The organism is Streptomyces sp. NPDC059255, from assembly GCF_042752355.1.
In the GTDB taxonomy this organism is placed as follows: domain Bacteria; phylum Actinomycetota; class Actinomycetes; order Streptomycetales; family Streptomycetaceae; genus Streptomyces.
In genome coordinates this window covers 147,604-172,625 of record NZ_JBHYZP010000009.1, presented here as the reverse complement: position 1 = coordinate 172,625, position 25,022 = coordinate 147,604, and the positions used below count along the sequence as shown (strand labels likewise).

At 72.1% G+C, this 25,022-nt stretch carries 23 protein-coding genes; 8 read left to right on the top strand and 15 right to left on the bottom strand.

Going from position 1 to position 25,022, the window contains the following annotated elements:
- Positions 1-53 precede the first annotated feature (53 nt).
- The 3 genes from ACFXKG_RS14570 to ACFXKG_RS14560 are packed head-to-tail and all read right to left on the bottom strand — an operon-like array spanning position 54 to position 1,509.
- A complete protein-coding gene (locus ACFXKG_RS14570; protein WP_384837452.1) occupies positions 54-218 on the bottom strand; it encodes a hypothetical protein in 165 nt (54 codons plus the stop codon).
- Between the two features lie 32 nt (positions 219-250).
- Positions 251-871, bottom strand: a complete 621-nt coding sequence (locus ACFXKG_RS14565; RefSeq protein ID WP_384837449.1) for a hypothetical protein — start codon at positions 869-871, stop codon at positions 251-253.
- Positions 871-1,509, bottom strand: a complete 639-nt coding sequence (locus ACFXKG_RS14560; RefSeq protein WP_384837446.1) for a hypothetical protein — start codon at positions 1,507-1,509, stop codon at positions 871-873. Before ACFXKG_RS14560 ends, ACFXKG_RS14565 begins: the two co-directional genes overlap by 1 nt.
- Before the next feature lie 231 nt (positions 1,510-1,740).
- Between ACFXKG_RS14560 and ACFXKG_RS14555 the strand changes: the two genes are divergently transcribed.
- Positions 1,741-2,991: a transcriptional regulator gene (locus ACFXKG_RS14555; protein WP_384837443.1), complete on the top strand. Its 1,251-nt coding sequence runs from the start codon at positions 1,741-1,743 to the stop codon at positions 2,989-2,991.
- 66 nt (positions 2,992-3,057) lie between these two features.
- On the opposite strand, the gene ACFXKG_RS14550 is transcribed toward ACFXKG_RS14555, so the two are convergent.
- Positions 3,058-3,264 (bottom strand): DUF397 domain-containing protein, encoded by a 207-nt coding sequence (locus tag ACFXKG_RS14550; RefSeq protein WP_384837440.1) that lies wholly within the window; start codon positions 3,262-3,264, stop codon positions 3,058-3,060.
- On the bottom strand, positions 3,261-4,097 hold the full coding sequence (locus tag ACFXKG_RS14545) for a Scr1 family TA system antitoxin-like transcriptional regulator (RefSeq protein ID WP_384837437.1): 837 nt from the start codon (positions 4,095-4,097) through the stop codon (positions 3,261-3,263). Before ACFXKG_RS14545 ends, ACFXKG_RS14550 begins: the two co-directional genes overlap by 4 nt.
- Positions 4,098-4,204: 107 nt before the next feature.
- Between ACFXKG_RS14545 and ACFXKG_RS14540 the strand changes: the two genes are divergently transcribed.
- Genes ACFXKG_RS14540 through ACFXKG_RS14530 form a run of 3 tightly spaced genes read left to right on the top strand, consistent with a single transcriptional unit; the run spans position 4,205 to position 5,249 of the window.
- A complete protein-coding gene (locus ACFXKG_RS14540; protein ID WP_384837434.1) occupies positions 4,205-4,453 on the top strand; it encodes a hypothetical protein in 249 nt (82 codons plus the stop codon).
- On the top strand, positions 4,450-4,710 hold the full coding sequence (locus ACFXKG_RS14535; protein ID WP_384837431.1) for a hypothetical protein: 261 nt from the start codon (positions 4,450-4,452) through the stop codon (positions 4,708-4,710). Before ACFXKG_RS14540 ends, ACFXKG_RS14535 begins: the two co-directional genes overlap by 4 nt.
- Positions 4,707-5,249, top strand: coding sequence for a hypothetical protein (locus tag ACFXKG_RS14530; RefSeq protein ID WP_384837428.1), 543 nt, complete (start codon positions 4,707-4,709; stop codon positions 5,247-5,249). Before ACFXKG_RS14535 ends, ACFXKG_RS14530 begins: the two co-directional genes overlap by 4 nt.
- Here ACFXKG_RS14530 and ACFXKG_RS14525 read toward each other — a convergent pair.
- Positions 5,183-6,055 (bottom strand): alpha/beta fold hydrolase, encoded by an 873-nt coding sequence (locus tag ACFXKG_RS14525; protein ID WP_384837552.1) that lies wholly within the window; start codon positions 6,053-6,055, stop codon positions 5,183-5,185. The genes ACFXKG_RS14530 and ACFXKG_RS14525 overlap by 67 nt on opposite strands.
- Before the next feature lie 702 nt (positions 6,056-6,757).
- Positions 6,758-7,450, bottom strand: coding sequence for a metal-dependent transcriptional regulator (locus ACFXKG_RS14520; RefSeq protein ID WP_384837426.1), 693 nt, complete (start codon positions 7,448-7,450; stop codon positions 6,758-6,760).
- Between the two features lie 241 nt (positions 7,451-7,691).
- On the opposite strand from ACFXKG_RS14520, the gene ACFXKG_RS14515 reads away from it, so the two are divergent.
- From ACFXKG_RS14515 to ACFXKG_RS14505, 3 genes are all read left to right on the top strand, one after another.
- The gene (locus tag ACFXKG_RS14515) at positions 7,692-8,447 is read left to right on the top strand and encodes an SIS domain-containing protein (protein ID WP_384837423.1); all 756 of its coding nucleotides are present in this window, start codon (positions 7,692-7,694) and stop codon (positions 8,445-8,447) included.
- Positions 8,448-8,985: 538 nt separating this feature from the next.
- The gene (locus ACFXKG_RS14510) at positions 8,986-9,570 is read left to right on the top strand and encodes a carbonic anhydrase (RefSeq protein WP_384837420.1); all 585 of its coding nucleotides are present in this window, start codon (positions 8,986-8,988) and stop codon (positions 9,568-9,570) included.
- A gap of 113 nt (positions 9,571-9,683) precedes the next feature.
- Positions 9,684-11,174, top strand: coding sequence for a SulP family inorganic anion transporter (locus tag ACFXKG_RS14505; RefSeq protein ID WP_384837417.1), 1,491 nt, complete (start codon positions 9,684-9,686; stop codon positions 11,172-11,174).
- A 165-nt stretch (positions 11,175-11,339) separates the two neighbouring features.
- Here the strand turns inward: ACFXKG_RS14505 and ACFXKG_RS14500 are convergent, their stop codons facing one another.
- Together ACFXKG_RS14500 and pdxH are read right to left on the bottom strand one after the other, a co-directional pair.
- Positions 11,340-12,929: a PAS domain-containing protein gene (locus ACFXKG_RS14500; RefSeq protein ID WP_384837414.1), complete on the bottom strand. Its 1,590-nt coding sequence runs from the start codon at positions 12,927-12,929 to the stop codon at positions 11,340-11,342.
- A 440-nt stretch (positions 12,930-13,369) separates the two neighbouring features.
- A complete protein-coding gene (gene pdxH / locus ACFXKG_RS14495; protein WP_384837549.1) occupies positions 13,370-14,008 on the bottom strand; it encodes a pyridoxamine 5'-phosphate oxidase in 639 nt (212 codons plus the stop codon).
- A 474-nt stretch (positions 14,009-14,482) separates the two neighbouring features.
- On the opposite strand from pdxH, the gene ACFXKG_RS14490 reads away from it, so the two are divergent.
- The gene (locus ACFXKG_RS14490; RefSeq protein WP_384837411.1) at positions 14,483-15,601 is read left to right on the top strand and encodes a citrate synthase 2; all 1,119 of its coding nucleotides are present in this window, start codon (positions 14,483-14,485) and stop codon (positions 15,599-15,601) included.
- A 56-nt stretch (positions 15,602-15,657) separates the two neighbouring features.
- Here ACFXKG_RS14490 and ACFXKG_RS14485 read toward each other — a convergent pair whose 3' ends face one another.
- The 6 genes from ACFXKG_RS14485 to ACFXKG_RS14460 all read right to left on the bottom strand — a co-directional run bounded on the left by ACFXKG_RS14485 (position 15,658) and on the right by ACFXKG_RS14460 (position 24,963).
- The gene (locus tag ACFXKG_RS14485) at positions 15,658-17,292 is read right to left on the bottom strand and encodes a 4-coumarate--CoA ligase family protein (RefSeq protein ID WP_384837408.1); all 1,635 of its coding nucleotides are present in this window, start codon (positions 17,290-17,292) and stop codon (positions 15,658-15,660) included.
- A gap of 72 nt (positions 17,293-17,364) precedes the next feature.
- Positions 17,365-18,573 (bottom strand): acyl-CoA dehydrogenase family protein, encoded by a 1,209-nt coding sequence (locus ACFXKG_RS14480; protein ID WP_384837405.1) that lies wholly within the window; start codon positions 18,571-18,573, stop codon positions 17,365-17,367.
- A complete protein-coding gene (locus tag ACFXKG_RS14475) occupies positions 18,570-20,600 on the bottom strand; it encodes a biotin carboxylase N-terminal domain-containing protein (RefSeq protein ID WP_384837403.1) in 2,031 nt (676 codons plus the stop codon). The genes ACFXKG_RS14480 and ACFXKG_RS14475 overlap by 4 nt, the downstream gene beginning before the upstream one ends.
- A gap of 84 nt (positions 20,601-20,684) precedes the next feature.
- Positions 20,685-22,289: an acyl-CoA carboxylase subunit beta gene (locus ACFXKG_RS14470; protein WP_384837400.1), complete on the bottom strand. Its 1,605-nt coding sequence runs from the start codon at positions 22,287-22,289 to the stop codon at positions 20,685-20,687.
- A complete protein-coding gene (locus tag ACFXKG_RS14465) occupies positions 22,286-24,175 on the bottom strand; it encodes an acyclic terpene utilization AtuA family protein (RefSeq protein ID WP_384837397.1) in 1,890 nt (629 codons plus the stop codon). Before ACFXKG_RS14465 ends, ACFXKG_RS14470 begins: the two co-directional genes overlap by 4 nt.
- Positions 24,172-24,963 (bottom strand): TIGR03084 family metal-binding protein, encoded by a 792-nt coding sequence (locus ACFXKG_RS14460; RefSeq protein ID WP_384837546.1) that lies wholly within the window; start codon positions 24,961-24,963, stop codon positions 24,172-24,174. Before ACFXKG_RS14460 ends, ACFXKG_RS14465 begins: the two co-directional genes overlap by 4 nt.
- Positions 24,964-25,022: the final 59 nt, after the last annotated feature.

The window sequence follows — 25,022 nt, the reverse complement described above, 5'->3', positions numbered from 1 at the left end:
TCACGAAGGGTGCCCGACGGCCGAGCGGGTTCAGCTACCGCCTACGGCATCGGTCAGGCGGACGGCAGCGGGTAGGTGTGGGTGTCGGGAAAGGCGGAGTCCGGCACGGCCGGGTCGCCACCGGAGTTCTGCGGCATGTTGCCCTCGGCGTGCAACTCGGCCACGAAGTCGGCCGGGTCCACGGCCTGCGTCGTGGCAGATGGGATCTGCTGGGGCATGGTCGTTCCTCCTGAGTCTGGAAAGGACGCCGCTATACCGAGAGGTCGGCGAAGCAGATGGTGATCAGCACCTCGCGCGACTGGGAGTCGAGCGGGGTACGCCAGTGGGGGATTCGGCTTCCGTCGAATCCGGTGAGGATGCGACGGCGGACCGGGAAGGTCTCACCGCCGTCGGGGTAAGGGGTGTCGCCGAGACGGTCGGCCACCTGCCGGGTGGTCAGCCACCGCAGACGGGGCAGCCAGCCCATCGAGGCGAGGCCGGGGGTCAGGCCGCATGAGAAGGTGATCGAGCACTTCCCGTCGTCCCTGTGGACGTGCATGTAGTCGCCGGGCTCGTAGAACTTCAGGCCGAAGCGGATCGGGGTCATCCGGGCGTGGCCGGTCGCCTCGCCCGCCACCTCCTCCAGGCCCTTGGACATGGCCAGCAGGCTGAGTGCGTGTCCACCGGCGTGGACCCGGCACCGCTGGGGGGAGGTGATCGAGCCGTCCCGCATCACCAGCAGTCCCGGCCGCTGGTTGTGGCGGACGACCGCGTGGGGCTCGCACCGGGCGGCCTCCTCGGCGATCTCCTCCCAGAGTCCGGGTTCGACCACGTCCTCCGGAACGACCGCCCGGCCTTCCGCCAGCCAGAGCTGACGCGGAGTCATAGCCATCACAGATCCATGAACGACATGGTCACCAGCAGACCCACCGGCAGCGTGAGCGGGCGGCGCCAGTGCGGCACGTGGTACCCGGCGAACGCTCGGACACTCCCGTCGCCGTACGGGTGGGTCAGGGTGGTGAAGCCCTCGCCCTCCGGGAAGATGCCGTGCTCGGTGACGACCTCCCCGAGGCGGTCGGGGAAGGCTCCCAGCAGGGCCGGGGCCCAGCCCATCGGGGGCAGATCCTCGGTCAGCGCGACGGCGACGGTCACGGTGGACTTCACCGAGTCCGTGTGCAGGCCCTGGAAGTCTCCTTCCCGGTAGAGGACGACGGCGCCCCCACGGGGGATCAGCCGGGGAATGCCGGTGGCCTCACGCAAGGCCATCAGGAGGGTCTTGTCATAGGCCAGGGCCTCCAGCACCGGGCCGGGCGGGATGAAGCCACAGTGGACCGGGGAGGCGAAGCTGCCGTCACGGTGCGCGGCCGTGTGCTCGTGGACGTGGGGCGTGACCAGATCGATCCTGCCGCGCGCTTCCTCGGCCAGGGCCTTGAAGCGGTCCGGCCCAAGGACACCGGGAACAAGAGCCGTTCCCGTCTCTTCCCATACGGCGCGAGCCGGCAGCCGTTCCACGGGCGCTTCGGTATCCATGATCCCCTCCAGGTGGTCTGTCTGTCCGAATGGCGCCGCGCGGACGGTGGAGCCTCGGCCCGCCACCGGCGACCGTGCCGAGGGCAAGCCGAGGAGTCAGCGGCGTTCACCCATTGAACTGCTGGGGAACACAAGGAATGAGGGGCCAGGAAGGGGTGCATTTCCCCGCGGGGGGCCGCTCCGTGGGGCCAGGATGAGGTCCTCACCCGACGGCGGCGGAGGGAAAGTGTCATGGTGGCCCCGGACGGCATCGGCGTCTTACTGCGAGCTCTCCGCGAAGACGCCGGTCGCACCCGTAACGAACAGGCTCAGGTCGTTCAACAGTCCCAGGGCGGCGGGTGGTTCGACTGGGAGAACATCAAGCGGTGGGAACTGGAGAAGCGGCTACCGGTCCCGGACTGGCACGAGACGATCGCCCGCGCATACGGACTGAGCGTCGCGGAAGTGCAGCGGGCAGTCGCCGCATCGCGACAGCACCGACGCAGCCGACGCGGGGAGGAAGAGGACGTGAAACGACGCAGGTTCTTCGGTGTGGCGGCCGCCGCAGTCGGCGCGACCGCATTGCCTGGCATCGCACAGGCGCGCGAGGGCATCGACGGGGCTCTCGCGGGGTCCGGGGCCGGTGACCTGGCCTACCTGGAGTCGGCATTCGAGCGGCACCGGGGCGGCTACCACGGCCGGGCGCCCGACGACGTACTGGGCGAGATGCAGGCGGATCTCGACCTCCTCGGGCAAATCCTCAACCAGCCCCACCCGGCCGGCGCACGCGCGGATCTCGCCCGTACCGCTGCGGGGATCGCCGGTTTGGTCGCCATCGTTCAGCACGACCGGGGCGACAAGGGGGACGCCTTCCGTTGGTTCGCGACAGCGGAGAAGGCGGCTAGGGAATCCCGTGACCGCCGGATGACCGCCTGGGTGCTGGCACGGCACGCGATGGTGCCGCTGAACTACGGCGCCCCCGAGGTGGCCGTGCGCATCGCCGCCCGAGCCCGCAGAGCAGCCGGCCGGACGCCCACCGCGGCCGGGGCGTTGGCGGCGGCCGTCACCGCCCGCTCGCTCGCCGCCATCGGCGACCACCGGGGCGCCAGGATGGCGGTCACAGATGTGCAGGCTCTGGTCGAACGCCTCGATGGGCACGAAGTAGCCGACACGTGGTTCGGCTACCCGGCCCAGAAGCACTTCGTCCACCTCTCCCAGGCGTACACCCTCCTCGGGGACACCGAAGCTGCCTACTCGGCCCAGGACGATGCGCTCGACCTCACCGATTCCCCCTCGGTGATGACCCGGGCCCTCATCGCGATGGACACCGCCGCCTGCCTGCGCCTCGATGGCGACCCCTCAACGGCGGCCGAGATGGCGGCGGGGGTCTTCGACCGTCTCCCCGCCCCCTATCGTGACGGCCTGATCCGTTCCAGGGCCGAAGTCCTCCATCATGCCCTCGCCGGCCGCCCCCGAGACCTCCTCGGGCAGGCCCTCGCCTGAGCACACGGTCGGCGCAGCCTGGTGAGCACGTGCGATCCTCGCCGAGCCGGTAGCGGGGCCAGGCGGTCAAATAGTGCCGAACTGTCCCGCCTTGATGCCCTTCACGAAGGAGCCGAACGCCCCGGCAGGGAAGCCCAGAACCGGTCCGCTCGGGTTCTTGGAGTCACGGACGGGAACTATGCCGCGAGAGGCGACGAGGTTCACGGCGACCTCGACGCAGTCGCCGCCGTTGTTGCTGTAGGAGGACTTGAACCAATAATGAGGGATCGTCACGGAGTACCCTTTCGCAACTGGCTGATCATGGTCACGGACGCCGCTTGCGACAGCGCTTCGGCCTGTAGTTGATGGTAGGCCGTCAGCATGGGCACCACGGAGGTACCTTCTCGGTCCAGATGTCCCTGAGCCTGGGACTCTGCATAGCAGATCACGGACCGATCCGGCAGCGTCAAGAGGTTGACGGGCAGGTCGAACGTACGACGTTCGCCTATCTCGTACGGTGCCACCTGTAGCAGCGTGTTCGGCAGCTCCGCGAACTCGACCAGATGCGCCAACTGGGCGTCCATGACAGTGGCCCCGCCGACAGGCCGACGGATACAGCTTTCGTCCATGGTCACAAACATCATGGGTGGCCGGGGCCGGGCCAGTGCCGACTGCCGCTCCGCCAGGAACGAGACGCGTTCATCTGCTTGTTCAGGCGTGATGGCGCCCCGCCGCACGGCGCTGTCCGCCAACACCCTTGCGTACTCCGGTGTCTGCAACAGCCCAGGGATGATCCCAATGTTGTAGAGCCGGATCTCCACCGCTCGCCCCTCGTACCCGACGTACTCCGGGAAGCCCTCCAGCAGCGAGCCGTGCCGAATCTCTCGCCAGTGACGCTCGAACGCATCTGCCGTGCCTTCGGTGCCGAAAGCACGATCAGCACTACGCGAAAAGCGCAAGGTCGGAAGCTTCCTGCCAGTTTCGACAGAGGAAATATGCGTGCTGGAATATTCCATCCGGTCCGCCAAGTCTTCCTGCTTCCAGCCGCGGTCCTCGCGTGAGCGACGCAGGCGCGCCCCGAACGCAGCTTGCGGGGAACTGTCCGGGTTCAACTCCTTGATATTCAACGGGCCATCACCAACCTTTCGTCCGCACCTGACATGTTGCACACCTCCCCACTCCAAGCCACGCTAAATCTCCCTGAGTAGCGAATTCGCTACGGAGAGGAGTGGCGATGCCTGGCGAGAACGTTCCAGCCAAGGGACAGGAACCCGTCCCGGCCCTCGGCACGCTGATGGTCGACACACAGGAACGGGTCGGCGAGTTTCGCGGTGAGTGGTGCGGGCTCTGGTCCCTGCGCCCCGTAACCGGCGGAACGGAATGGACCGTTGCCCCCGAGGACGCGCGGCCGGCCAGTGCCGAACAGCGCCTGCGGGCCAAGACCGCTCGCGCGAACGCGCGAAGCAGGGGCGAGGTGCTGTGACCTCCCCAGCCGACCACCCGCCCCATGCGACGCCCGAACTGCGCGTCGGCATGGCCGTGTTCGATCCCCGTGCGGATATGCCGGGCGTCATCCGGTCCTTCGCCGGATCGACGGTCTGGCTGATCCGCCCCGCAGGCCACACCTGGCAGGCTGCGCGGGTCTCGCTCCGTCCGGCGACCCAGCGGGAACGGGTCCAACTGCGTGCCCTGGCCACGCTGCACCGGAAGCAGCAGCGGCCTGCGGGACAGCAGACATGACGACGCGCCTCTACCACGTGACCGTGACCGGCGAGGGGCCGATCCCCGGCACCTGGGTACGCGTTCTCCTCGCCGCGCGCCAGACCGGATCGCCGGACCGCGCCCTCTCGATCCTGCGCTGTCAGGCCCGGCGCATCGCCGACGGCCTCGACCCCGACCCGCGTTCCGCGTGGGCCGCTCCGGGCGTACTCGCTCGCCAGGAAACCGCCGTGCACGACGCACCCGCCGAACTCCGCGCCTGGTGCGACGACTTCGAGGCACAGGAAGCGGCACGCAACCAGCTCATCGAGGGCGCCGAATTCACGTTCGGCGCCATGGACCACAGCGGGCGCTACACGCTCAAGGTGCTCCCTGTGCGCGTGCCCTCACTTGCACCGCCCCCGGCGGTTCCCCGCGCCCCTCGCCGACGGCACCGGAAGCCCAGGTGGTTCGACCGGTTCCGGCGACCGGCCGCCCGGACATCCGCCCCCGGTCACCCCGTGAGCACGCCCTCCAGGAACGGCTCGATCGCCGCCCGCCAGGCTTCGGGCTGGTCGTAGTGGACGAAGTGGCCCGCGTCGAGCACCTCCGCGTACTCGCCCCTCGGGAGCACCCGGACCATTTCGTGGGCCTCCGCCCTGCCCAGCTCGCCGTCGAGTCCCCGGACCACCAGCGTGGGGCACTGGACCTGGGCCAGCTCCTCCCAGTGCGCGTCATGGACCCAGGTCTCGCGGGACGTCATCATCTGGCGGCGTGAGAAGACCGGGCGCCAGCCGTCCGGGCGCTCGGCCATGACCTCCGCGAAGAACTCGCCCCGGGCCGGCGTGGGGCGCTCGGCCCAGGGGTCTTCCTCGCCGAACCACTTCCGTACATCCGCGAGCGACGCGAACGGGACCGGCCAGGCGCGGAACCAGTCGCCCCACTCCCGCTGCGACGCGGCGCCCAGCGCCGAGGCCCGCATGTCGCAGATGACCAGGGCGCGGACGAGATCGGGGCGCGCGGCGGCGAGTTGCCAGGCCGTGAGCGCGCCCATCGAGTGGCCTATCAGCGTGACGGGGGCGAGCTCCAGCCGCTCGATCACGGCCGCCGCGTCGGCGACGTACGCCTCGCGCGTGAACGGCCCCTCCGGCGGCTTCTCGCTCTGGCCATGGCCCCGCTGGTCGAACGCGACCGCCCGGTGCCGGGCGGCGAGCCAGCGCGCCGTGGCGTCCCAGTGCGAGGCGCGGCCCATCAGGCCGTGCAGCAGCAGGACCGCCGAGCCGTCCCCCGGTCCACGCGCCTCCGGTCCGGCCTCGGGCGGATCGGCGAACTCCCAGGCAGCGAGGTGTACGCCGTCCGCTCCGGTCACATCGATGCGCCGCACCATGCGTCCCGGCACCCCCTTCGGTCTCACGGTCTCGCTCACGGTCCTGCGGAGTCCTGCACGATCCTGCTCGCGGTGCGGGGACCGGGCCCGTGTCACGTCCCGGACTCTCACCGCACCAGCCACACCAGGCTATCGAACCTTTATTCGAACGCGCGGTTTTCGCGCCCAACACCGCTCGTTCGAGTGACCACGGTCCAGGATTGCCGGGCGGCCCTCAGGGGAGATCTTCTCCGGGAGGCGGGCCGCTCGGGGATGACGGTCCGAAGGGGACGACCCTGGGAGCTCGGGGCTCCGGGTCGGCGTGGGGGCGGCCGGGCTCCGGTGCCGCAAGGCGCCGGGGCCCGGTTCGCGTGCCGCGTCGGAGCACGGCTCGCGTACAGCGCCGGGGCCCGGTTCGCGTGCGGCACCGGGGACAGGCGGCCGTGCGGCGTCGGGCGCGGCGGGACGCCATCGGCCCCCACCGCCGTACGCACAGATCACGCCACGCATCAGCCGCTCCCTCCCTGCCGCCGCGGACGTCCCCACGCCCGCCGCGGCTCACCCCCCGGGCACCGCAGGCACCCGCACCACCGACCGTCCGGGCCGTACCGGACACAGCCCGGCCCCGCCCGTCACGCTCGTCCTGCTCGACGTCACCGGTCTCGCCGGGCCCACCCAGTGACGTACGTACCTACGGTCGGCCCCGACCGATGCGCCCCGCTCTCAGCGCTTGGCGACGAAGACGTGCGACGCCACCTCGGACACCAGCTCCGCCGCCTCGCCACTGCTTCCTACCAGTACCCCACCCGCCGACTCCGTCACACTCACCACGGAGCCGGGCTGCACACCCGCGCGCCGCAGCGCGTACATGAGCTGGGCGTCCGTCTGGATCGGCTCGCCGATCCGCCGTACGACGACCGTCTTGCCCTCGGCGCCCGGATCCAGCTCCGCCAGACTCACCATCCCCGCGTCGAGGAAGGGGTCCGCCTCGGCCTTCTCGCCCAGCTCCTCCAGGCCCGGGATCGGGTTCCCGTACGGCGACTCCGTCGGGTGGCGCAGCAGCTCCAGCACCCGTCGCTCCACCGCCTCGCTCATCACGTGCTCCCAGCGGCACGCCTCCGCGTGCACCTGCTCCCACTCCAGGCCGATCACATCGACCAGGAGGCATTCCGCGAGCCGGTGCTTGCGCATGACCCGTGTCGCCAGCCTGCGCCCTTCTTCCGTGAGCTCCAGATGCCGGTCGCCCGCGACCTGCACCAGGCCGTCGCGCTCCATGCGCGCCACGGTCTGGCTGACCGTCGGGCCGCTCTGATCGAGCCGCTCCGCGATCCGGGCGCGCATCGGGACCACGCCTTCCTCTTCGAGTTCAAGGATGGTGCGGAGATACATCTCCGTCGTGTCGATCAGTCCGGACATTCGTGCCCCTCGAATAAATCGTGCGCTGGCCCTGACCCAATTCTGACGCATACCACCGACAAGCGTGCCTCGCCGGAGAGCACCACCCTTGACCCGCTTGCCCGCACCGGCCTCGGACCGGGCGGCGCCGGGCCCGTCACGGCGGCCGGCAGCGGTATTGACAGGGCAATGGTCCAGACCTCAACGTGATCGGCGGCACAGACATTCCCCGCCCCCTGGGCCACTCCCGGAAGGTCACCCGATGAGCGAGAGCACGCCTGCCGATCAGTTCTTCGACGCGGCGATCGGCCTGCTCCAGCGGGTACGGGAGAAACAGTCCGCCGCCGTCGCCGCCGCCGGCACGGCGGTCGCCGACACCGTCGCCGCCGGGGGCCGGCTCTTCGCGTTCGGCGCCGGGCACTCCTCGCTCGCCGCCCAGGACGTCGTCTACCGGGCCGGCGGCTTCGCCACCATGAATCTGCTCACCGTGCCCGGCGTCGTCGGCGTCGACGTGATGCCCGCCCCTCTCGGCTCGGCGCTGGAGCGGGTCGAGGGCCTCGCGGGCGCCGTGCTCGACTCCAGTCCGGCCGCCGCCGGGGACCTGCTGGTCATCGTCTCCCTCTCGGGGCGGAACGCGCTGCCCGTCGAGATGGCCCTGAACGCGCGGGCCCTGGGGCTGACGGTGATCGGGGTGACCTCCGTGGCGTACGCGACGGAGACCAGCTCCCGGCACCGCACCGGGACGTTCCTCAAGGACCACTGCGACATCGTCCTCGACAGCGGGATCGCGGTCGGCGACGCGGAGCTGACGGCCCCCGGCATCGAGGCGCCGTTCGCGCCCGCCTCCACGGTCGTCACCAGCGCCCTGATGCAGGCGATGATGGCGACGGCCGCCACGGAACTCGCCGGGCGCGGCGTCGAACCGCCGCTGCTGCGGTCGGGCAACGTCGACGGCGGCACCGAGTGGAACGGCCGGGTGATGACCGAGAACCGGGACCGGATCTTCTACCGCCACTGACGGTCTCCTGCCGACGGTCTTTCAGCCGACCCGGCCGTCTCCCCCCGCCGTCGCGGGCGCGCGACACATTCCCGAAACTATCGCCGCGGCGCGCCCGGGTGGCTCCGCGTCACCAATGCAACGCCTCTTCGCCCGTGCGATCGAATAACCGCAGAGCCTCCTGTGAATGCCGGGGCCTGCGGGAATCACCCCGAGTGACTTTGCTCGCACACTTGATCCAGAACCGCCACTTTGCGTCACGAAAGGCGCACTTGGCGGAATTTTGATCTTTCACCTAGAGGTAATGTTCAGGCAAAGTAGTGGAGGTTGCCATGCCTCATCATGGGAACCGGCACCGCGTTGCCGTGTAGCAACGTGTTCCGCGTACCGACCGAAGGAGAGGGCGAGCAGTGAGATTCCGACCGAACCACGCGTTCACCCTCAGACGCGGAATCCACGCCGCCTGACCCGGCGGCTCTTCATCTCGCTACACCCCCCACTGACCCGACCACACCGCGCCCCGGCAAGAGAAGACCGGGGGTGCAGGAGGCAGGCCATCATGAAGTCACTCATCGATCACGCCCGTTCATTTTCCGTGCAGGTGGCGGAACGCCCCGACGAGTTCCGTGAACTCGCCGCGGGGCAGTCGCCCGAAGCGCTCTTCATCACCTGCTCGGATTCCCGAGTCATCCCGTCCCTCATCACCGGCGCCCGCCCGGGTGAGCTGTTCGAACTGCGTACGGCGGGCAACATCGTCCCCCGGTACGACGAGGGGCGGCCCAGCGGCGAAGCCGCGACCATCGAGTACGCGCTGCGCGTGCTCGGCGTCCGCGACATCGTCGTCTGCGGGCATTCGCACTGCGGCGCGGTCGGCGCCCTGGTGCGCGGCGACGACCTGTCCGCCGTGCCCGCCGTGCGCGGCTGGCTGGACCTGGGCGGCGGCGAGCTGCCGTCCGCGCAGGGCCTCGCCCACTGCGTGCAGCACCACGCCGCGGCGCAGCTCGACACCCTGCGCGGCTACCCCGCCGTCCGTGAGCGGCTCGCCGACGGGCAGCTCTCGCTGCACGCCTGGTACTACGAGGTGGACACCGGCGCGGTGAGCAGTCACCGGCCGGAGCTGGACGGGGCGTTCAGACCGCTGTGAGCACGGCCCAGGGCACGACCTCAGCCACGGCGACCGGCCGTGGCTGAGCCGTCGTTCCCGGGCCGCACGCCGCACCGCGTCGCACGCCCCGTCTCACAGCTAGGACATCCCTCATGTTCAGCCTCTTGAAGGACCGTGAGGTCCTCAGGCGCGACTTCCTCGCGTCACTCGTCGTCTTCCTCGTCGCCCTGCCCCTGTGCGTCGGCGTCGCCGTCGCCTCCGGGGTGCCCGCCGAACTCGGCCTGGTCACCGGCATCGTCGGCGGCATCGTCGTGGGCGTCCTGCCCGGCAGCTCGCTCCAGGTGAGCGGCCCCGCCGCCGGACTCACCGTCCTCGTCTACCAAGCCGTCCAGGACTTCGGTCTGGGCGTGCTCGGCGCCATCGTCCTCGTCTCCGGGCTGCTCCAGCTCGCGCTCGGGGCCTTCGGCCTCGGCCGCTGGTTCCGGGCCATCTCGGTTGCCGTCGTCCAGGGCATGCTGGCCGGCATCGGCCTGGTGCTGGTCCTGGGCCAGGTGTACGCGATGGCCGACACCGCCCAGCCGTCCGGCGGCATCCCCAAGCTCACCGGCCTGCCCGGACTGGTCGGCGAGATCTTCACGAACGGTACGGCGCTCACCGCCTTCCTGGTCGGCGCCGGTACGGTCGCCGTCCTCGTCCTGTGGCCCAAGCTCCCCGCGAAGGTCCGCGTGGTGCCGGGACCGCTGGCCGCCGTGGCGCTCGCCACCGGCGTGACGCTGCTGTTCGACCTGTCCATCGCCAAGGTCGAGGTGAAGGGCCTGCTGGAGTCCATCAGCCCGCCCGGCCTCGGCGACTTCAGCCAGCTCGGGGGCGTCGCCGTACTCGGCACCGTCCTCGCCTTCACCCTGATCGCCTCGGCGGAGAGCCTGTTCAGCGCCGCCGCCGTCGACCGTATGCACGACGGACCGCGCACCGACTACAACAAGGAGCTGATGGCCCAGGGCGTCGGCAACACGATCTGCGGCGCGCTCGGCGCGCTGCCCATGACCGCCGTCATCGTGCGCAGCGCCGCCAATGTCCAGGCGGGGGCGCGTACGTCGCTCTCCCGGGTCCTGCACGGCGTGTGGCTGCTGCTCTTCGCGGCGCTGCTGCCCGCGGCGATCGGCGTGATCCCGCTGGCCGCGCTCGCGGGCGTCCTGGTCCACGCGGGGTGCAAGCTCGTGCCCGTACGGGAGCTGGCCCCGCTGTGGCGCGAACACCGCGGCGAGGCCGTGATCCTGGCCATCACGGCGATCGCGGTCCTGGTCACCAACCTCTTCGAGGGCGTGGTGCTGGGGCTGCTGCTCGCCGTGGTCAAGACCGCGTGGGAGATCTCGCACCTCCATGTGGACGTGCGGGAGCTCACCGGCGGCCGGCTGGTGGTGTCGGTCACCGGGAACGCGACGTTCCTGCGGCTGCCCCGGATCATGGAGCAGCTCGAAGCCCTGCCGAAGGACCGGCCGATCGAGCTGGACCTCTCGGAGCTGCGCCACGTCGACCACGCGTGCCGTATCGCCCTGGAGAACTGGGCGCTGCGGCACAACGACGCGGAGACCGAACCGGTCAGGATGCTGCCCCCGACGGCGTCGGAGGCGTCCCGACCGTAGCCGTACGGTCACGAGCGGGCGGGGCCGTACGCGTACGGCCCTGCCCGCTCAGGCGTGTCCGCTCAGGCGTGTCCGCTCAGGCGTGCGTGCTCAGGCGTGCGTGCTCAGGCGTGCGTGCTCAGGCGGCTCCGCTCAGGCGGCTCCGCTCAGGCCGGTCCGCTCGGTTCAGTCGTCCGCGGCCGGCAGCAGGGCCGAGAGGTCCAGGCAGGCGGCTATCCGTACGGTCACGTCCTCCGCGAAGACGGCGTCGGGGCGTTCGAAGGCGGCGCGGCTCGCACCCCTGAGGAAGGTCACCACGCCCAGCGACCTGCCCCGGCTGCGCAGCACCGTGCACAGGGCGTGGACGGAGTCCTCCGGCCACTGCCGGGACGACGCCCACGCGGGCGCGGGCACCGGCTGCCGCGCCGCGTCGCTCGCGCCGCCGCCGTTCCCGCCCCGGTTCCCACCCGCGTTCCCGCCCCTGTTTCCGCCTCCGCCCGCGTTCCCGCCGGTGTTCGCGCCCGCGGTCCCGCCCGTGCCCGTCGGGGCGCTCGCCCGGACCGAGCCGATCCGGTCCATCGCCTGGAGCGCCGGATGCCCGGCCGCGTACCGCACGGGTATGAAGCCGGACCCGGTCTGTGTGCTCGGCCCCGAGGCGCCCCCGGCGGGCGTCGCGACCGTACGGACCAGCCGTACGGGTCCCGGCGTACCGGAAGACGTACCGGAAGCGAACCCTCCGGAGCCGCGCCCCTCCGCCACCAGGTCGATCAGGGCGTGGTCGGCGAAGCCCGCCAGCGCGAAGTCCAGATAGACCGTCGCCGCCTCCATCGGGTCCTCGCACTCGGCCGCCGCCCGGCCCGCGCGGTGCAGCTGGCTGCCGCGGAACCGCAGCCGGTCCGCCTCCTGCACGGCCACCTTCATGTCGGTCACGTCCTGGAACATCCAGCCCACACCCAGCGGAACCGGTTCTTCCGCCAGTGGTGACGCCAGCCGCAGGAAGCCGCACCGCCAGCAGCGCCGCCGCTCGCCGTCCGGTGTGCGGACCGTCATCCACAGCTCGGCGACGGCGGACGGCGCGCCCTCCGACAGCACGTGGTGGAGCGCGGACTCCAGCTCCTCGACGCCCTGGGTGATCAGCTCGCCCAGCGGCCGTCCCAGTACGGAGGTGCGCCCGGTGCCGAGCAGCCGCGCCGCCTGGAGGTTGACGACCGTCGGCCGCAGATCGACGTCGACGAGGACGACACCCCAGGACGCGTCCTCGAAGAGCGCCTCGCTGAGCGCGACGGACCGTTCGAAATCCACCTGGTCATGGACCTCGCTGAAGGCGCTGTACACCCCGGCGGGCTTCCCGTCCGCGCCGCGCACCGCGGACGACTGCGTACGGATCAGGACCCGGCCGCCGTCCTTGCGCAGCAGCGCGAACTCGTCCACCTGCCGGTCCGGGCCGTCCATCACGGCCATCAGCCGCGCCTGGACCTCGTCCGCGTCGGCGGTCCGCACGGCCCACCCGGCGAAGCCGTGCCGTCCGACGGCCTCCTCGGCGGACCAGCCGAGGATCCGCTCGGCCTCACGGTTCCAGTGCGTGATCACGCCGCCCGCGTCGAACGCGCAGAGCGCCGCGTCCATCCCGTCGAGGAGCGCCGCGAGCAGATCGGACCCCGGCCCGTCGCGGCCGGGCACCTCCGCCCCGGGGCCCGGACCGGTGTCCGACCCGGCATCGGACTCCGGTTCGTCCGGCCCGGCAGGATTGGTGGTCTCACTCCGAGAAGCACTCACGCTGGCACCCCCTGCGGGACATCTCCGCCTGTGCTGCTGACTCTGCTGCCGCACCTACGATCATTCAACTCGAAAGTGGCCCACCTCACACATCGTTCCCCGAAATCGCCGCCGCGACCGGTCGCGAAAGTGATCCGTTAAATGGGTTGAGCCGGGACGGCCCCCTTCCTAGAGTGTGGAACACACTGAAAGGAGGTGATTCGGAAGTGATTTCTTTCCGGACTCGTGAGGTGGCTGCGGGCTGACAGCCCGACGTCGCACTCAGTGCGGAGCCGGTGAAGCGCCGGCCCAATCCACAGCAGTCACCGCCCCGCAGGCTCGCCGGTACGTCCGGCCGGCTCCTCCTCGGAGGAACCCGAGCCTGCGGGGTTCTGCTGTTCCCGAGGCTTCCCCCGCGTGGGCCCGTAGCACCGGGTTGACGGCGCTACGGGCCCGCGCCGCTACGGACAGAGCCGCTCGACCCGCCACCCGGGCCGGCCGTCCGGGCCCTCGCCGCGGACGTAACGCAGCCGGTCGTGGAGCCGGTTCTCGTGGCCCTGCCAGAACTCGACCGTCTCCGGCGTGACCCGGAACCCGCCCCAGTGCGGCGGCACCGGAACCTGCTCGCCCTCCGGGTAGCGGGCCGCCAGCGCCTCGTACCGCTGGAGCAGGTCCGCGCGGGAGCCGATCGGGGTGGACTGGTCGCTGGCCCAGGCACCGAGCTGGGAGCCGTGCGGGCGGGTGCGGAAGTACGCGGCCGTCTCGTCGCGGCCGGTGCGGGCCGCCGTACCGGTGACGATGATCTGGCGGGCCAGCGGATGCCAGGGGAAGAGCAGCGAGACCTGGCGGTTGGCCGCGATCTCCTGGCCCTTGCGCGAGGTGTAGTTCGTGAAGAAGACGAAGCCGCGGTCGTCGTACGCCTTCAGCAGCACCATCCGCGAGGACGGGCGGCCCTCGGGGGTGGCGGTGGAGACCACCATCGCGTTCGGCTCGTGGAAGGCGCAGGACGCGGCCTCCTCGAACCAGCGGGCGAACTGGCCCATGGGTGTGGCGGCGAGGTCCGTGTCCAGCAGCGGGGTGCCGCGGTAGTGCTCGCGCATCGCGGCGGGGTCCGCGGGGGCGACGGAATCCGCGGGAGCGGTGGGATCTGCGGGAGGCGTCGCATCGGCGCGGGGCGTCGAATCCGCAGGGGCGGCGGAGGGGTCCGGGGTCTCGTGAGGCACGGGATCATCCTGCCGCAGGGCCGAGTTTGCCCCGCACGGAGGACCGCCAATCCTCGGGGGACAAAAACTGGCAGTGTGCCGGTTATCACGCACCGCCGCGTCTTTCCGTACCGTCGAAACCCGCCAAAATCTGGGGACAGGTCGGCCACGCCACTGTGGTCTTCTCACACATCACGCCCCACACGTCACGGTGCGTAACATCGCGCACCGGGACCGTACGCCGCGGAGACGCGGAGACGCGGAGACAACGCCGCGTACAGCCGCACGCGTGCACGCATGCACGCACGCATCACGTCACGACCCGTCACGTACAGACGCGCAGACGCCGCACACAACGCGAGGAGCCGCCCGATGTCCGACTTCGACACTTCCTTCGTCCCCGGACTCGAAGGCGTCGTCGCGTTCGAGACGGAGATCGCCGAACCGGACAAGGAAGGCGGCTCCCTGCGCTACCGGGGCGTCGACATCGAGGATCTCGTCGGGCAGGTCTCCTTCGGCAACGTCTGGGGACTGCTGGTCGACGGGGCGTTCAACCCCGGCCTGCCGCCCGCCGAGCCCTTCCCGATCCCGGTCCACTCCGGTGACATCCGCGTCGACGTCCAGTCCGCGCTGGCGATGCTCGCGCCCGTCTGGGGACTGAAGCCGCTCCTCGACATCGACGAGCGCACGGCCCGCGACAATCTGGCGCGCGCCGCCGTAATGGCACTCTCGTACGTGGCCCAGTCGGCGCGCGGCCAGGGGCGCCCGATGGTCCCGCAGCGTGAGATCGACAAGGCGCACTCGGTCGTCGAGCGCTTCATGATCCGCTGGCGCGGCGAGCCGGACCCCCGGCACGTCAAGGCCGTCGACGCCTACTGGACGTCCGCCGCCGAGCACGGCATGAACGCCTCCACCTTCACCGCCCGCGTCATCGCCTCCACCGGCGCCGATGTCGCCGCCGCGCTCTCGGGCGCCGTCGGCGCGATGTCCGGGCCGCTGCACGGGGGCGCGCCCTCGCGGGTCCTCGGCATGATCGAGGAGATCGAGCGCACGGGCGACGCCACGGCGTACGTCAAGCGGGTCCTCGACCAGGGCGAGCGGCTGATGGGCTTCGGCCACCGGGTCTACCGGGCCGAGGACCCGCGGGCCCGCGTGCTGCGGCGTACGGCGCGGGAGCTGGCGGCGCCGCGGTTCGAGGTGGCGGAGGCGCTGGAGAAGGCGGCGCTGGAGGAGCTGCACGCGCGCCGGCCCGACCGGGTGCTGGCGACGAACGTCGAGTTCTGGGCGGCGATCGTGCTGGACTTCGCGGAGGTTCCCGCGCACATGTTCACGTCGATGTTCACCTGCGCCAGGACCGCGGGCTGGTCCGCGCACATCCTGGAGCAGAAGCGGACGGGACGGCTGGTCCGCCCGTCGGCGCGGTACGTGGGGCCGGGCACGCGGAGCCCCCGGGAGATCGAGGGGTTCGGCGACATCGAGCGGATCGCCTGACCCAAGGCATGGTGCGAGGCCGGGGCGGGGCCGGCGGCGCGGGGCGGGGCGGGGCGTCAGGTGCTCTCCCGCGCCTCCCGGTCCCGCGCCTCCCTGTCCCGCAGCTCCCGCCGGAGGATCTTGCCCGAAGCGGCGCGGGGCACGCCGCCGACGAACTCGACCCTGCGGACCTTCTTGTACGGGGCGACGCGCTCGGCGACGAACGTCATCACCTCGGCCTCGGTCAGCTCCTCCGCGCCCGAGCGGCGCACGACGAACGCCTTCGGCACCTCGTTGCCGTCGTCCTCGTACACGCCGATCACCGCCGCGTCCGCGATGGCGTCGTGGGTGAGCAGCAGGGCCTCCAGCTCCGCCGGGGCGACCTGGAAACCCTTGTACTTGATCAGTTCCTTCACCCGGTCGACCACGAAGAGCCAGCCCTCCCCGTCCACCCGCCCGACATCGCCGGTGTGCACCCAGCCCGCCGGATCGATCATCCCGGCCGTGGCCTCGGGGCGGCCGAGGTAGCCCTTCATCACCTGCGGGCCGCGCAGCAGGATCTCGCCCTCAGTGCCGGGGGCGGCGTCGCGCTCCGGGGCGTCCAGGGCGATCACCCGCATCTCGGTGCCGGGCAGCAGCTTGCCGACCGCGCCGGGCGGCGGGTGCTCGGCGGTGAGCGGGACGACATGGGTGCCGGGCGACAACTCGGTCAGGCCGTACGCCTGCCGTACGCAGGACAGGCCGAGCCGCTCGGAACAGGCGGCGGCGAGCCGTGCGTCCAGCGGCGCGGCGGCGCTCAGGACGTAGTCGAGCGAGGAGAGGTCGTACCGCGCGACGGCCGGGTGCTTGGCCAGGGCGAGCACGATGGGCGGCGCCACGTACAGCCCGGTGATGCGGTGCTTCTCGATGGCCGCGAGAAACTGGTCGAGGTCGAAGCGGGGCAGGACGACGACGGTCGCGCCGTGCCGCAGGGGCGCGTTCATCAGCGCGGTGAGCCCGTAGATGTGAAAAAAGGGCAGAACCGCAAGAATCCGGTCGCCCGGCTTCATCGCCATGACGGGTTCCAGCTGCGCCAGGTTGGTCGCCATCGAGCGGTGCGTGAGCATGACGCCCTTCGGGACACCGGTGGTGCCCGAGGAGTACGGGAGCGCCGCGATGTCCTCACCGGGATCGATGGCGACCTCGGGCACCGGCGCCGCCGACCGGGCCAGATCGAGGACCGAGCGGTGCCCCTGCGCCCGGTCGCAGACGAAGATCTCCTCGATCCCGCCGACCAGCTCGGCCGCCCTGCGGGCCACTTCGAGCAGCGGCGAGACGGTGACGACCCACCGCGCCGCGGCGTCGCGCAGTTGCGCGGCGAGTTCTTCGGGGGTGGCGAGCGGGTGGACGGTGGTGACGGACGCCCCGGCGCGGGTCGCCGCGTGGAACACCGCCGGGTACGCGACGGTGTTGGGGCTGTGCAGGGCGAGGACATCGCCCTTGCGCACCCCCGCGTCGGCGAAGGCGGCGGCGATCCGCCGGTGCGCCCGGTCGAGTTGGGCGTACGTGGTGGTCGCGCCGTTCGTCCCGTCGACGAGGGCGACGGTGTCGCCGTACGCGGCGGCACGGCCGAGCACGGCTTCGTGGATGGGCAGCTCCACGGCCGGGACGTCCGCGTACTCACTGCGGAACACACGGCCCCCGCCGGACCCGTCCGAACTGTCGAACTCCATGGCGATCCCCTTCCGCTCCGACTCGCACGAACCCGCTCGAACCAGCTCGAACCCGCTCCGACTCACTTCGTCTCAGTACGACTTGGGGAGACCCAGGGACTGGTGGGACACGTAGTTCAGAATCATTTCGCGGCTGACGGGCGCGATCCGGGCCACGCGGGCGGCGGTGACGAGTGAGGCGAGTCCGTACTCACGGGTGAGGCCGTTGCCGCCGAGGGTGTGCACGGCCTGGTCCACGGCGTGCACGCAGGCTTCCCCGGCGGCGTACTTGGCCATGTTGGCGGCCTCGCCCGCACCGGTGTCGTCGCCCGCGTCGTAGAGGAACGCCGCCTTGCGCAGCATCAGTTCGGCGAGTTCGATCTCGATGTGGGCCTGCGCGAGCGGGTGCGCGATGGCCTGGTGGGCGCCGATGGGTGCCTTCCAGACCTGCCGGGTCTTCGCGTACTCGACGGCCCGGCCGAGCGCGTACCGCCCGATGCCGAGCGCGTACGCGGCGGTCATCACGCGCTCGGGGTTCAGCCCGGCGAAGAGCTGGCGCAGCCCGGCGTCCTCGTCGCCGACGAGCGCGTCGGCCGGGAGCCGTACGTCGTCGAGTACCAGCTCGAACTGCTTCTCGGCGGTGTGGAGTTCCATGTCGATGGGGGTACGGCCGAAGCCTTCGGCGTCGCGCGGGACGATGAAGAGGCAGGGCTTGAGTCCGCCGCCGGCCCCGCCCGCCCCGCCGGCCCCATCGGATCCGGAGTTCCCGGGGTTCCCGGTCCTCCCGGTCCGCCCGACGATGAGCGTGGCGTCCGCGATGTCGACGCCGGAGACGAAGACCTTGCGGCCGGTCAGGATCCAGCCGTCGCCGTCCGGGTCCCGGCGTGCCGTGGTCGTGATCCGGTGGGAGTTGGAACCGGCGTCGGGCTCGGTGATGCCGAAGGCCATGGTGCGGGAGCCGTCGGCGAGGCCGGGCAGCCACTGCCGCTTCTGGGCGTCCGTACCGAAGCGGGCGATCACCGTGCCGCAGATGGCGGGCGACACGATCATCAGCAGGAGCGGGCAGCCGGCCGCCGCCAACTCCTCCATCACCAGGGACAGTTCGGCGATTCCGCCGCCTCCGCCGCCGTACTCCTCGGGCAGGTTCACCCCGAGGTAGCCGAGTTTGCCGGCCTCGCGCCACAGGGTCTCGCGGTCGTAGCCGCGTCCGTGGCGGCGGCCGAGGGCGGCGACGGCGGCGCGGAGCGCGGTGTGCTCCTCGCTCTCGGTCAGGAAGCTCGTACGGTCCGGGGTGCCGCTCATGAGGGATCTTCCTCCGGTGCGTCGGTGGCGGTGACGACGGCGAGCAGTGCGCCGACCTCGACCTGGCGGCCGGGGACGGCGAGGAGTGCGGTGAGCGTGCCGGAGGCGGGCGCGACGACGCGGTGCTCCATCTTCATCGCCTCCAGCCAGACGACCGGCTGCCCGGCGCCGACCCGTACCCCCTCGGCCAGCCCCTCCGCGACCCGTACGACGGTCCCGGGCAGGGGCGCGAGCAGCGAGCCCGGCTCGGCGCCCCGGCTCGGGTCGGCGAACCGGGGCCGAGCCCGCAGCCGGTACGAACCGGTGGCGGAGTCGACGTGGACCTCGTCGCCGTACGCGGCGACATCGAAGTGCGTGACGACGCCGCCGGTTTCGAGACCGACACGGGAGGGCGAGACGGAGGTGACCCGTACGGTGCCGGCTGCCCCGTCCCCCTCCACGGCCGCTTCGGCGCCCTCCGCCGTCACTTCGGCGTCCTCCGTCGCGTTCTCGACCACGAAGCCGTCGCGGGTCGCCCGGTAGCGGATCTCGTGCGCGCCGTACGTCTTGGTCTGCGGCGCCGACGGTACGTTCCGCCAGCCGCCGAGGCGGGCCGGGACGGCCCCGCCCCGGGACCGGGCGGCGGCGTCGGCGAGCGCGGCGGCGACGGCGGCGTGCCGCTCACCGGCGCCCGGGGCGGGGGCGGTGAGGGCCGCCAGGTGGCGGTCGTAGAAGCCGGTGTCGAGCCGCCCCGCGAGGACCTCCGGATGCTCCAACGACCGTACGAGCACGGCCCTGTTGGTGTCGGGGCCGTGCACCCGGGCGCGGCGCAGCGCGTCCCGGAGACGGCGCAGGGCGGCGGCCCGGGTGGGCGCCCAGGCGATGACCTTGGCGATGAGCGCGTCGTAATGGACGCCGATGGTGTCGCCCCCGGCGTACCCGGCGTCGACGCGCAGCCGGGGCGCGTCCCCCCGCGCGCGCCCGGGGTCCCCGGCCCCCGGCACCTCCAGCAGGTGCAGCCGGCCCGCCCGGGGGGCCCAGCCGTCCGCCGGGTCCTCGGCGTAGAGGCGTGCCTCCACCGCGTGCCCGCGCGCGGCCGGCGGCTCCGGCGGAAGGGGCGTGCCCTCCGCGACGGAGAGCTGCAGGGCGACCAGGTCCAGGCCGAACACCTCTTCCGTGACGGGGTGTTCGACCTGGAGGCGGGTGTTCATCTCCAGGAAGTAGGGGCGGCCGTCGGCCGAGATCAGGAACTCGACCGTGCCCGCGCCCCGGTAGCCGACCGCGCGGGCCGCGGCGACGGCCGCCCCGGCCAGCTCCGTACGGAGCGCGTCGGGCAGCGCGGGCGCCGGCGACTCCTCGATCACCTTCTGGTGGCGGCGCTGCAGTGAGCAGTCGCGGGTGCCGAGCGCCCATACCGTGCCGTGCGCGTCGGCGAGTATCTGCACCTCCACATGGCGGCCACCGGTCACATAGGGCTCGGCGAAGACCTCGCCGTCCCCGAACGCGGCCCGCGCCTCCGCCGACGCCTCCCGCGCTTCCCGTTCCATGTCGCCGAGTTCGCGCACGATCCGCATGCCCCGGCCGCCGCCGCCCGCGGCCGCCTTCAGCAGCAGCGGCAGGTCCGCCCGGGTCGCGGCGGCCGGGTCGACGGGCGCGAGCAGCGGCACGCCTGCGGCGGCCATCAGCTTCTTCGCCCGGGTCTTCGACGCCATCGCCTCGATCGCCTCCGGGGGCGGCCCGATCCACACCATCCCGGCATCGAGGACGGCCCGCGCGAACTCCGCGTTCTCGGCGAGGAATCCGTACCCGGGATGGACCGCGTCCGCGCCCGCCGCGAGCGCCGCACGCACCAGCAGATCGCCGCGCAGATAGGTGTCGGCGGGCGCGGCCCCCGGCAGTCGTACGGCCAGGTCGGCAGCGCGTACGTGCAGCGCGCCCGCGTCGGCGTCCGCGTGCACGGCGACCGTGGTGATCCCCAGCTCCCGGCAGGTGCGGAAGACGCGGCAGGCGATCTCGCCCCGGTTCGCGACCAGAACAGCACCGATCATCGTCTCTCCCTCATCTCTCGTCCCCCTCACCCGTCCCGTTCACCTCACATCAGGTCACATCAGGTCACATCCGGTCACATCCGGTCACATCCGGAAGACGCCGAAGCCGCCGCGCACGCCCTCGACCGGGGCGCTGTGCACGGCGGACAGGCACAGCCCGAGGACCGTGCGGGTGTCGCGCGGGTCGATGACACCGTCGTCGTAGAGCCGCCCCGAGAGGAAGACCGGCAGCGACTCGGACTCGATCTGCCGCTCCACCATCGCGCGCAGCGCCGCGTCCCCCTCCTCGTCGTACACCTGCCCCTTCGCGGCGGCCGATGCGCGCGCCACGATCGACAGGACGCCCGCGAGCTGCTGCGGTCCCATGACGGCGGACTTGGCGCTCGGCCAGGCGAAGAGGAAACGCGGGTCGTACGCCCGGCCGCACATGCCGTAGTGCCCGGCGCCGTACGACGCGCCCATCAGGACCGAGAGGTGCGGGACCTTCGAGTTCGCCACCGCGTTGATCATCATCGCCCCGTGCTTGATGATGCCGCCCTGCTCGTACTCCTTGCCGACCATGTAGCCGGTGGTGTTGTGCAGGAAGACGAGGGAGATGTCGCGCTGGTTGGCGAGCTGGATGAACTGCGCGGCCTTCTGCGACTCGGCGGAGAACAGCACGCCCTGCGCGTTGGCGAGGATCCCGACCGGATAGCCGTGCAGCCTGGCCCAGCCCGTCACCAGGCTGGGCCCGTACAGCGGCTTGAACGCGTCGAAGCCGGAGCCGTCCACGATCCTGGCGATCACCTCGTGCGGATCGAAGGGGATCTTCAGGTCGCCGGGGACGATGCCGAGGAGTTCGTCCTCGTCGTACGCGGGCGGCTCCACGGAGTCCGGTGCCGGATCGGCCTGCGCCTTGCGCCAGTTGAGGCGCGCGACGATACGCCGGGCCTGCCGGAGCGCGTCGGGTTCGTCGCGCGCGAGGTGGTCGGCGAGTCCGGACGTACGGGCATGCATCGCCGCCCCGCCCAGGGACTCGTCGTCGCTCTCCTCGCCCGTGGCCATCTTCACCAGCGGCGGCCCGCCGAGGAAGACCTTCGACCGCTCCTCGATCATGACGGTGTGGTCGGACATCCCGGGCACGTACGCGCCGCCCGCCGTCGAGTTGCCGAAGACGACGGCGACGGTCGGGATCCCGGCTGCGGAGAGCCGGGTGAGATCGCGGAAGAGCGCGCCGCCGGGGATGAAGATCTCCTTCTGGGAGGGGAGATCGGCGCCGCCGGACTCGACGAGGCTGATGAGGGGGAGGCGGTTGGCGTACGCGATCTCGTTGGCGCGCAGGGCCTTGCGCAGGGTCCACGGGTTGGACGAACCGCCGCGTACGGTCGGGTCGTTGGCGGTGATCACACACTCGACGCCCTCGACCACCCCGACCCCGGTGACCATGGACGCGCCGACCGGGTGATCACTGCCCCAGGCGGCGAGCGGGGAGAGCTCCAGGAACGGGGTGTCGGGGTCGAGCAGCAGCTCGATCCGCTCCCGGGCCGCCAGCTTGCCGCGCTCACGGTGGCGGGCGGTGTACTTCGGGCCGCCGCCGGCGAGGGCCTTGGCGTGCTCGGTGTCGAGCTGCGCGAGCTTGGCGAGCATGGCGGCGCGGTGGGCGGCGTAGTCGGCGGAGGTGACGTCGAGGGTGGAGGGGAGCACGGTCACTGCGGGGCCTCCGGTGCGTCGGTTCCGTGGGTTCCATGGGTGCCGTGGGTTCCATGGGTGCTGGGGGTTCCGTGGGTGCTGCCGGTACTGCCGGTACTGCCGGTGCTGTCGGTGCTGTCGGTGAGCTGAGGGGCATCCGGGAGCAGCGACACCGGGATGTCGAGATGGCGCGAGCGCAGCCACTCCCCCAGCGCCTTCGCCTGGGGGTCGAACCTGGCCTGCGCGGCGACCCCCTCGCCGAGCAGCCCCTCGACGGTGAAGTTGACGGCGCGGAGGTGCGGGAGGAGATGCCGCTCGACGCGTAACTCAGCGACCTCGGGGAGGAGTTGGCGGAACCGTTCCACTGTCATCTCATGCGCCAGCCACCGCCACGCGGCCTCGCTCTCCGTCCAGAGCCCGACGTTCGCGTCCCCGCCCTTGTCGCCGCTGCGGGCGCCCACGACGGCTCCGAGGGGGGCGCGGCGGGTGGACAGCCCGGCGGGCAGCGGCGGCGGAAGTCCGGGGGACGGCACCACGGGCGGCGAGGTGTCCGGCTCGGCCGTACGTAAGGGACGCGGGACGGACCGCCGGGTCCCGTCCGGCAGTACGGCCACCTGCGTCACCTCGCCCGCGTCGATGTAAGCCGCCTCGAAGACCCCGTACGGCGTGCCCTTGCCCGGCGGGGCCGTCACGTGGAAGCCCGGGTAGCTGCCGAGGGCCAGCTCGACCGCCGCCCCGGTGACCGCCCGCCCCACCGTCTCCGGGTCGCTGTCGCGCACGACGAGCCGGAGCAGCGCGCTCGCGGTCTCCTCGGTGGCGGCGTCCGGCCGGTCCGTACGGGACAGCTCCCAGCGGACCTCCGCCGGGCGGCGCCTCGGGGCGGGCCCGTCGAGTGCGTCCTCCACCTGGGTCCGGACGAGGCGGGCCTTGGCCTCGACATCGAGACCGGTGAGGACGAAGACGACCTCGTTGCGCCAGCCGCCGATCCGGTTGAGCCCGACCTTGAGCCCCGGGGGCGGCGGTTCGCCGCATACGCCGGTGATCCGCACGCGATCGGGGCCGTCCTGGTGGAGCCGTACGGTGTCGAGCCGGGCGGTCACGTCCGGGCCCGGATACCGGGCGCCCCCGGTCTCGTAGAGGAGCTGTGCGGTGACGGTGCCGATGTCCACGACCCCGCCCGTACCGTCGTGCTTGGTGATGACCGCCGAGCCGTCGGCGTGGATCTCGGCGAGGGGGAAGCCGGGACGGCGCACGTCGTGCCGGGCGAAGAAGGAGTAGTTCCCGCCGGTCGCCTGGGTGCCGCACTCCAGCACATGCCCGGCGACGACCGCACCGGCGAGCGCGTCGAGGTCGGGGCCGGGGTCGGCCCCCGCGTCGGCCGCCTCGTCCCAGCCGAAGTGCGCGGCGGCGGGGCCCGTCACCAGCGCCGCGTCCGTGACCCGCCCGGTGACGACGACATCGGCGCCGGCCCGCAGGCAGGCCGCGATCCCGGCGCCGCCGAGATAGGCGTTGGCGGCGAGGACGCCGTCGCCCCACTCCCGACGTCGCAGCAGGTCGTCGCCCTCGACATGGGCGACCCGTACGGGCACTCCCACCCGGTCGGCCAACTCCCGCACGGCGTCGGCCAGTCCGGCCGGATTGAGCCCGCCCGCGTTGGTGACGATCCGGACGCCCCGCTCATGGGCGAGCCCGAGCCCCTCCTCCAACTGCCGGAGGAACGTCTTCGCGTACCCCGCGCGCGGGTCCTTCCGGCGGTCCCGGCCCAGGATGAGCATGGTCAGTTCGGCGAGATAGTCGCCGGTCACGACGTCGAGAGGCCCGCCGGTGAGCATCTCGCGCAGGGCGTCGAAGCGGTCGCCGTAGAAGCCGGAGGCGTTCCCGATCCGCAGCACGCCGCCGCCGCTCACTCCGAGCCCTCCGGCGCCCGCCCCGCCCCCGGTGGCCCGGCGAACGCCTGCGCGATGTCCAGCCACCGCCCGGCGTCGGCGCCCTCGGCCCGTACGGCGAGATCCGCGCGATGGGCCCGTCGGGTCACCAGCAGACAGAAGTCGAGCGCGGGCCCGGTCACGTACTGGCCCGCCCCCTCGGGTCCGTACGCCCACAACACCCCTCCGGGGCCGGTCAGTTCGACGCGGAACTGCTCGGCGGGCGGCTGTTCCCCGCGTACCAGGAAGGCGTAGTCGCGGGCCCGTACGCCGATCCTGGCGATGTGTCGCAGCCGCGCGGTCGGCGCGCGCGTCACCCCGAGCGCGTCCGCGATGTCCTGGCCGTGCGCCCAGGTCTCCATCAGCCGCGCCGTGGCCATCGAGGGGGCGCTCATCGGCGGCCCGTACCAGGGGAAACGCGCACCGGCCGGCGCCTCGTCAAGGGCGCGCCGCAGCCGCTCGCGGCCGTCGCGCCACCGGGCGAGGAGTACGGGGGCCGGCAGCGCGGCCCCCGCCCGAGCACCGTCGTCCACGAAGGTGGCGGGGGCCGTGACGGCCTTCTCCGCCTCCCCGGCGAAGGCGGCCGGGTCGGTCGCGGCGAGCAGCGCCACCCGGTCGGTCCAGGCGAGATGGGCGATCTGGTGGGCGATGCTCCAGCCGGGGGCAGGGGTGGCCACGGCCCACTCCGGCTCGCTCAACCCGCTTACCAGCAGGTCGAGTTCGTCGCTCTCGACGCTCAGGTCCCCGAACACGGCGGTGGCGTCGGACACTGCGGCGTCGGACACGGGTGCGCTCCCCTCGGGGCACGGCGATGTGCGTGCCCCGGAGC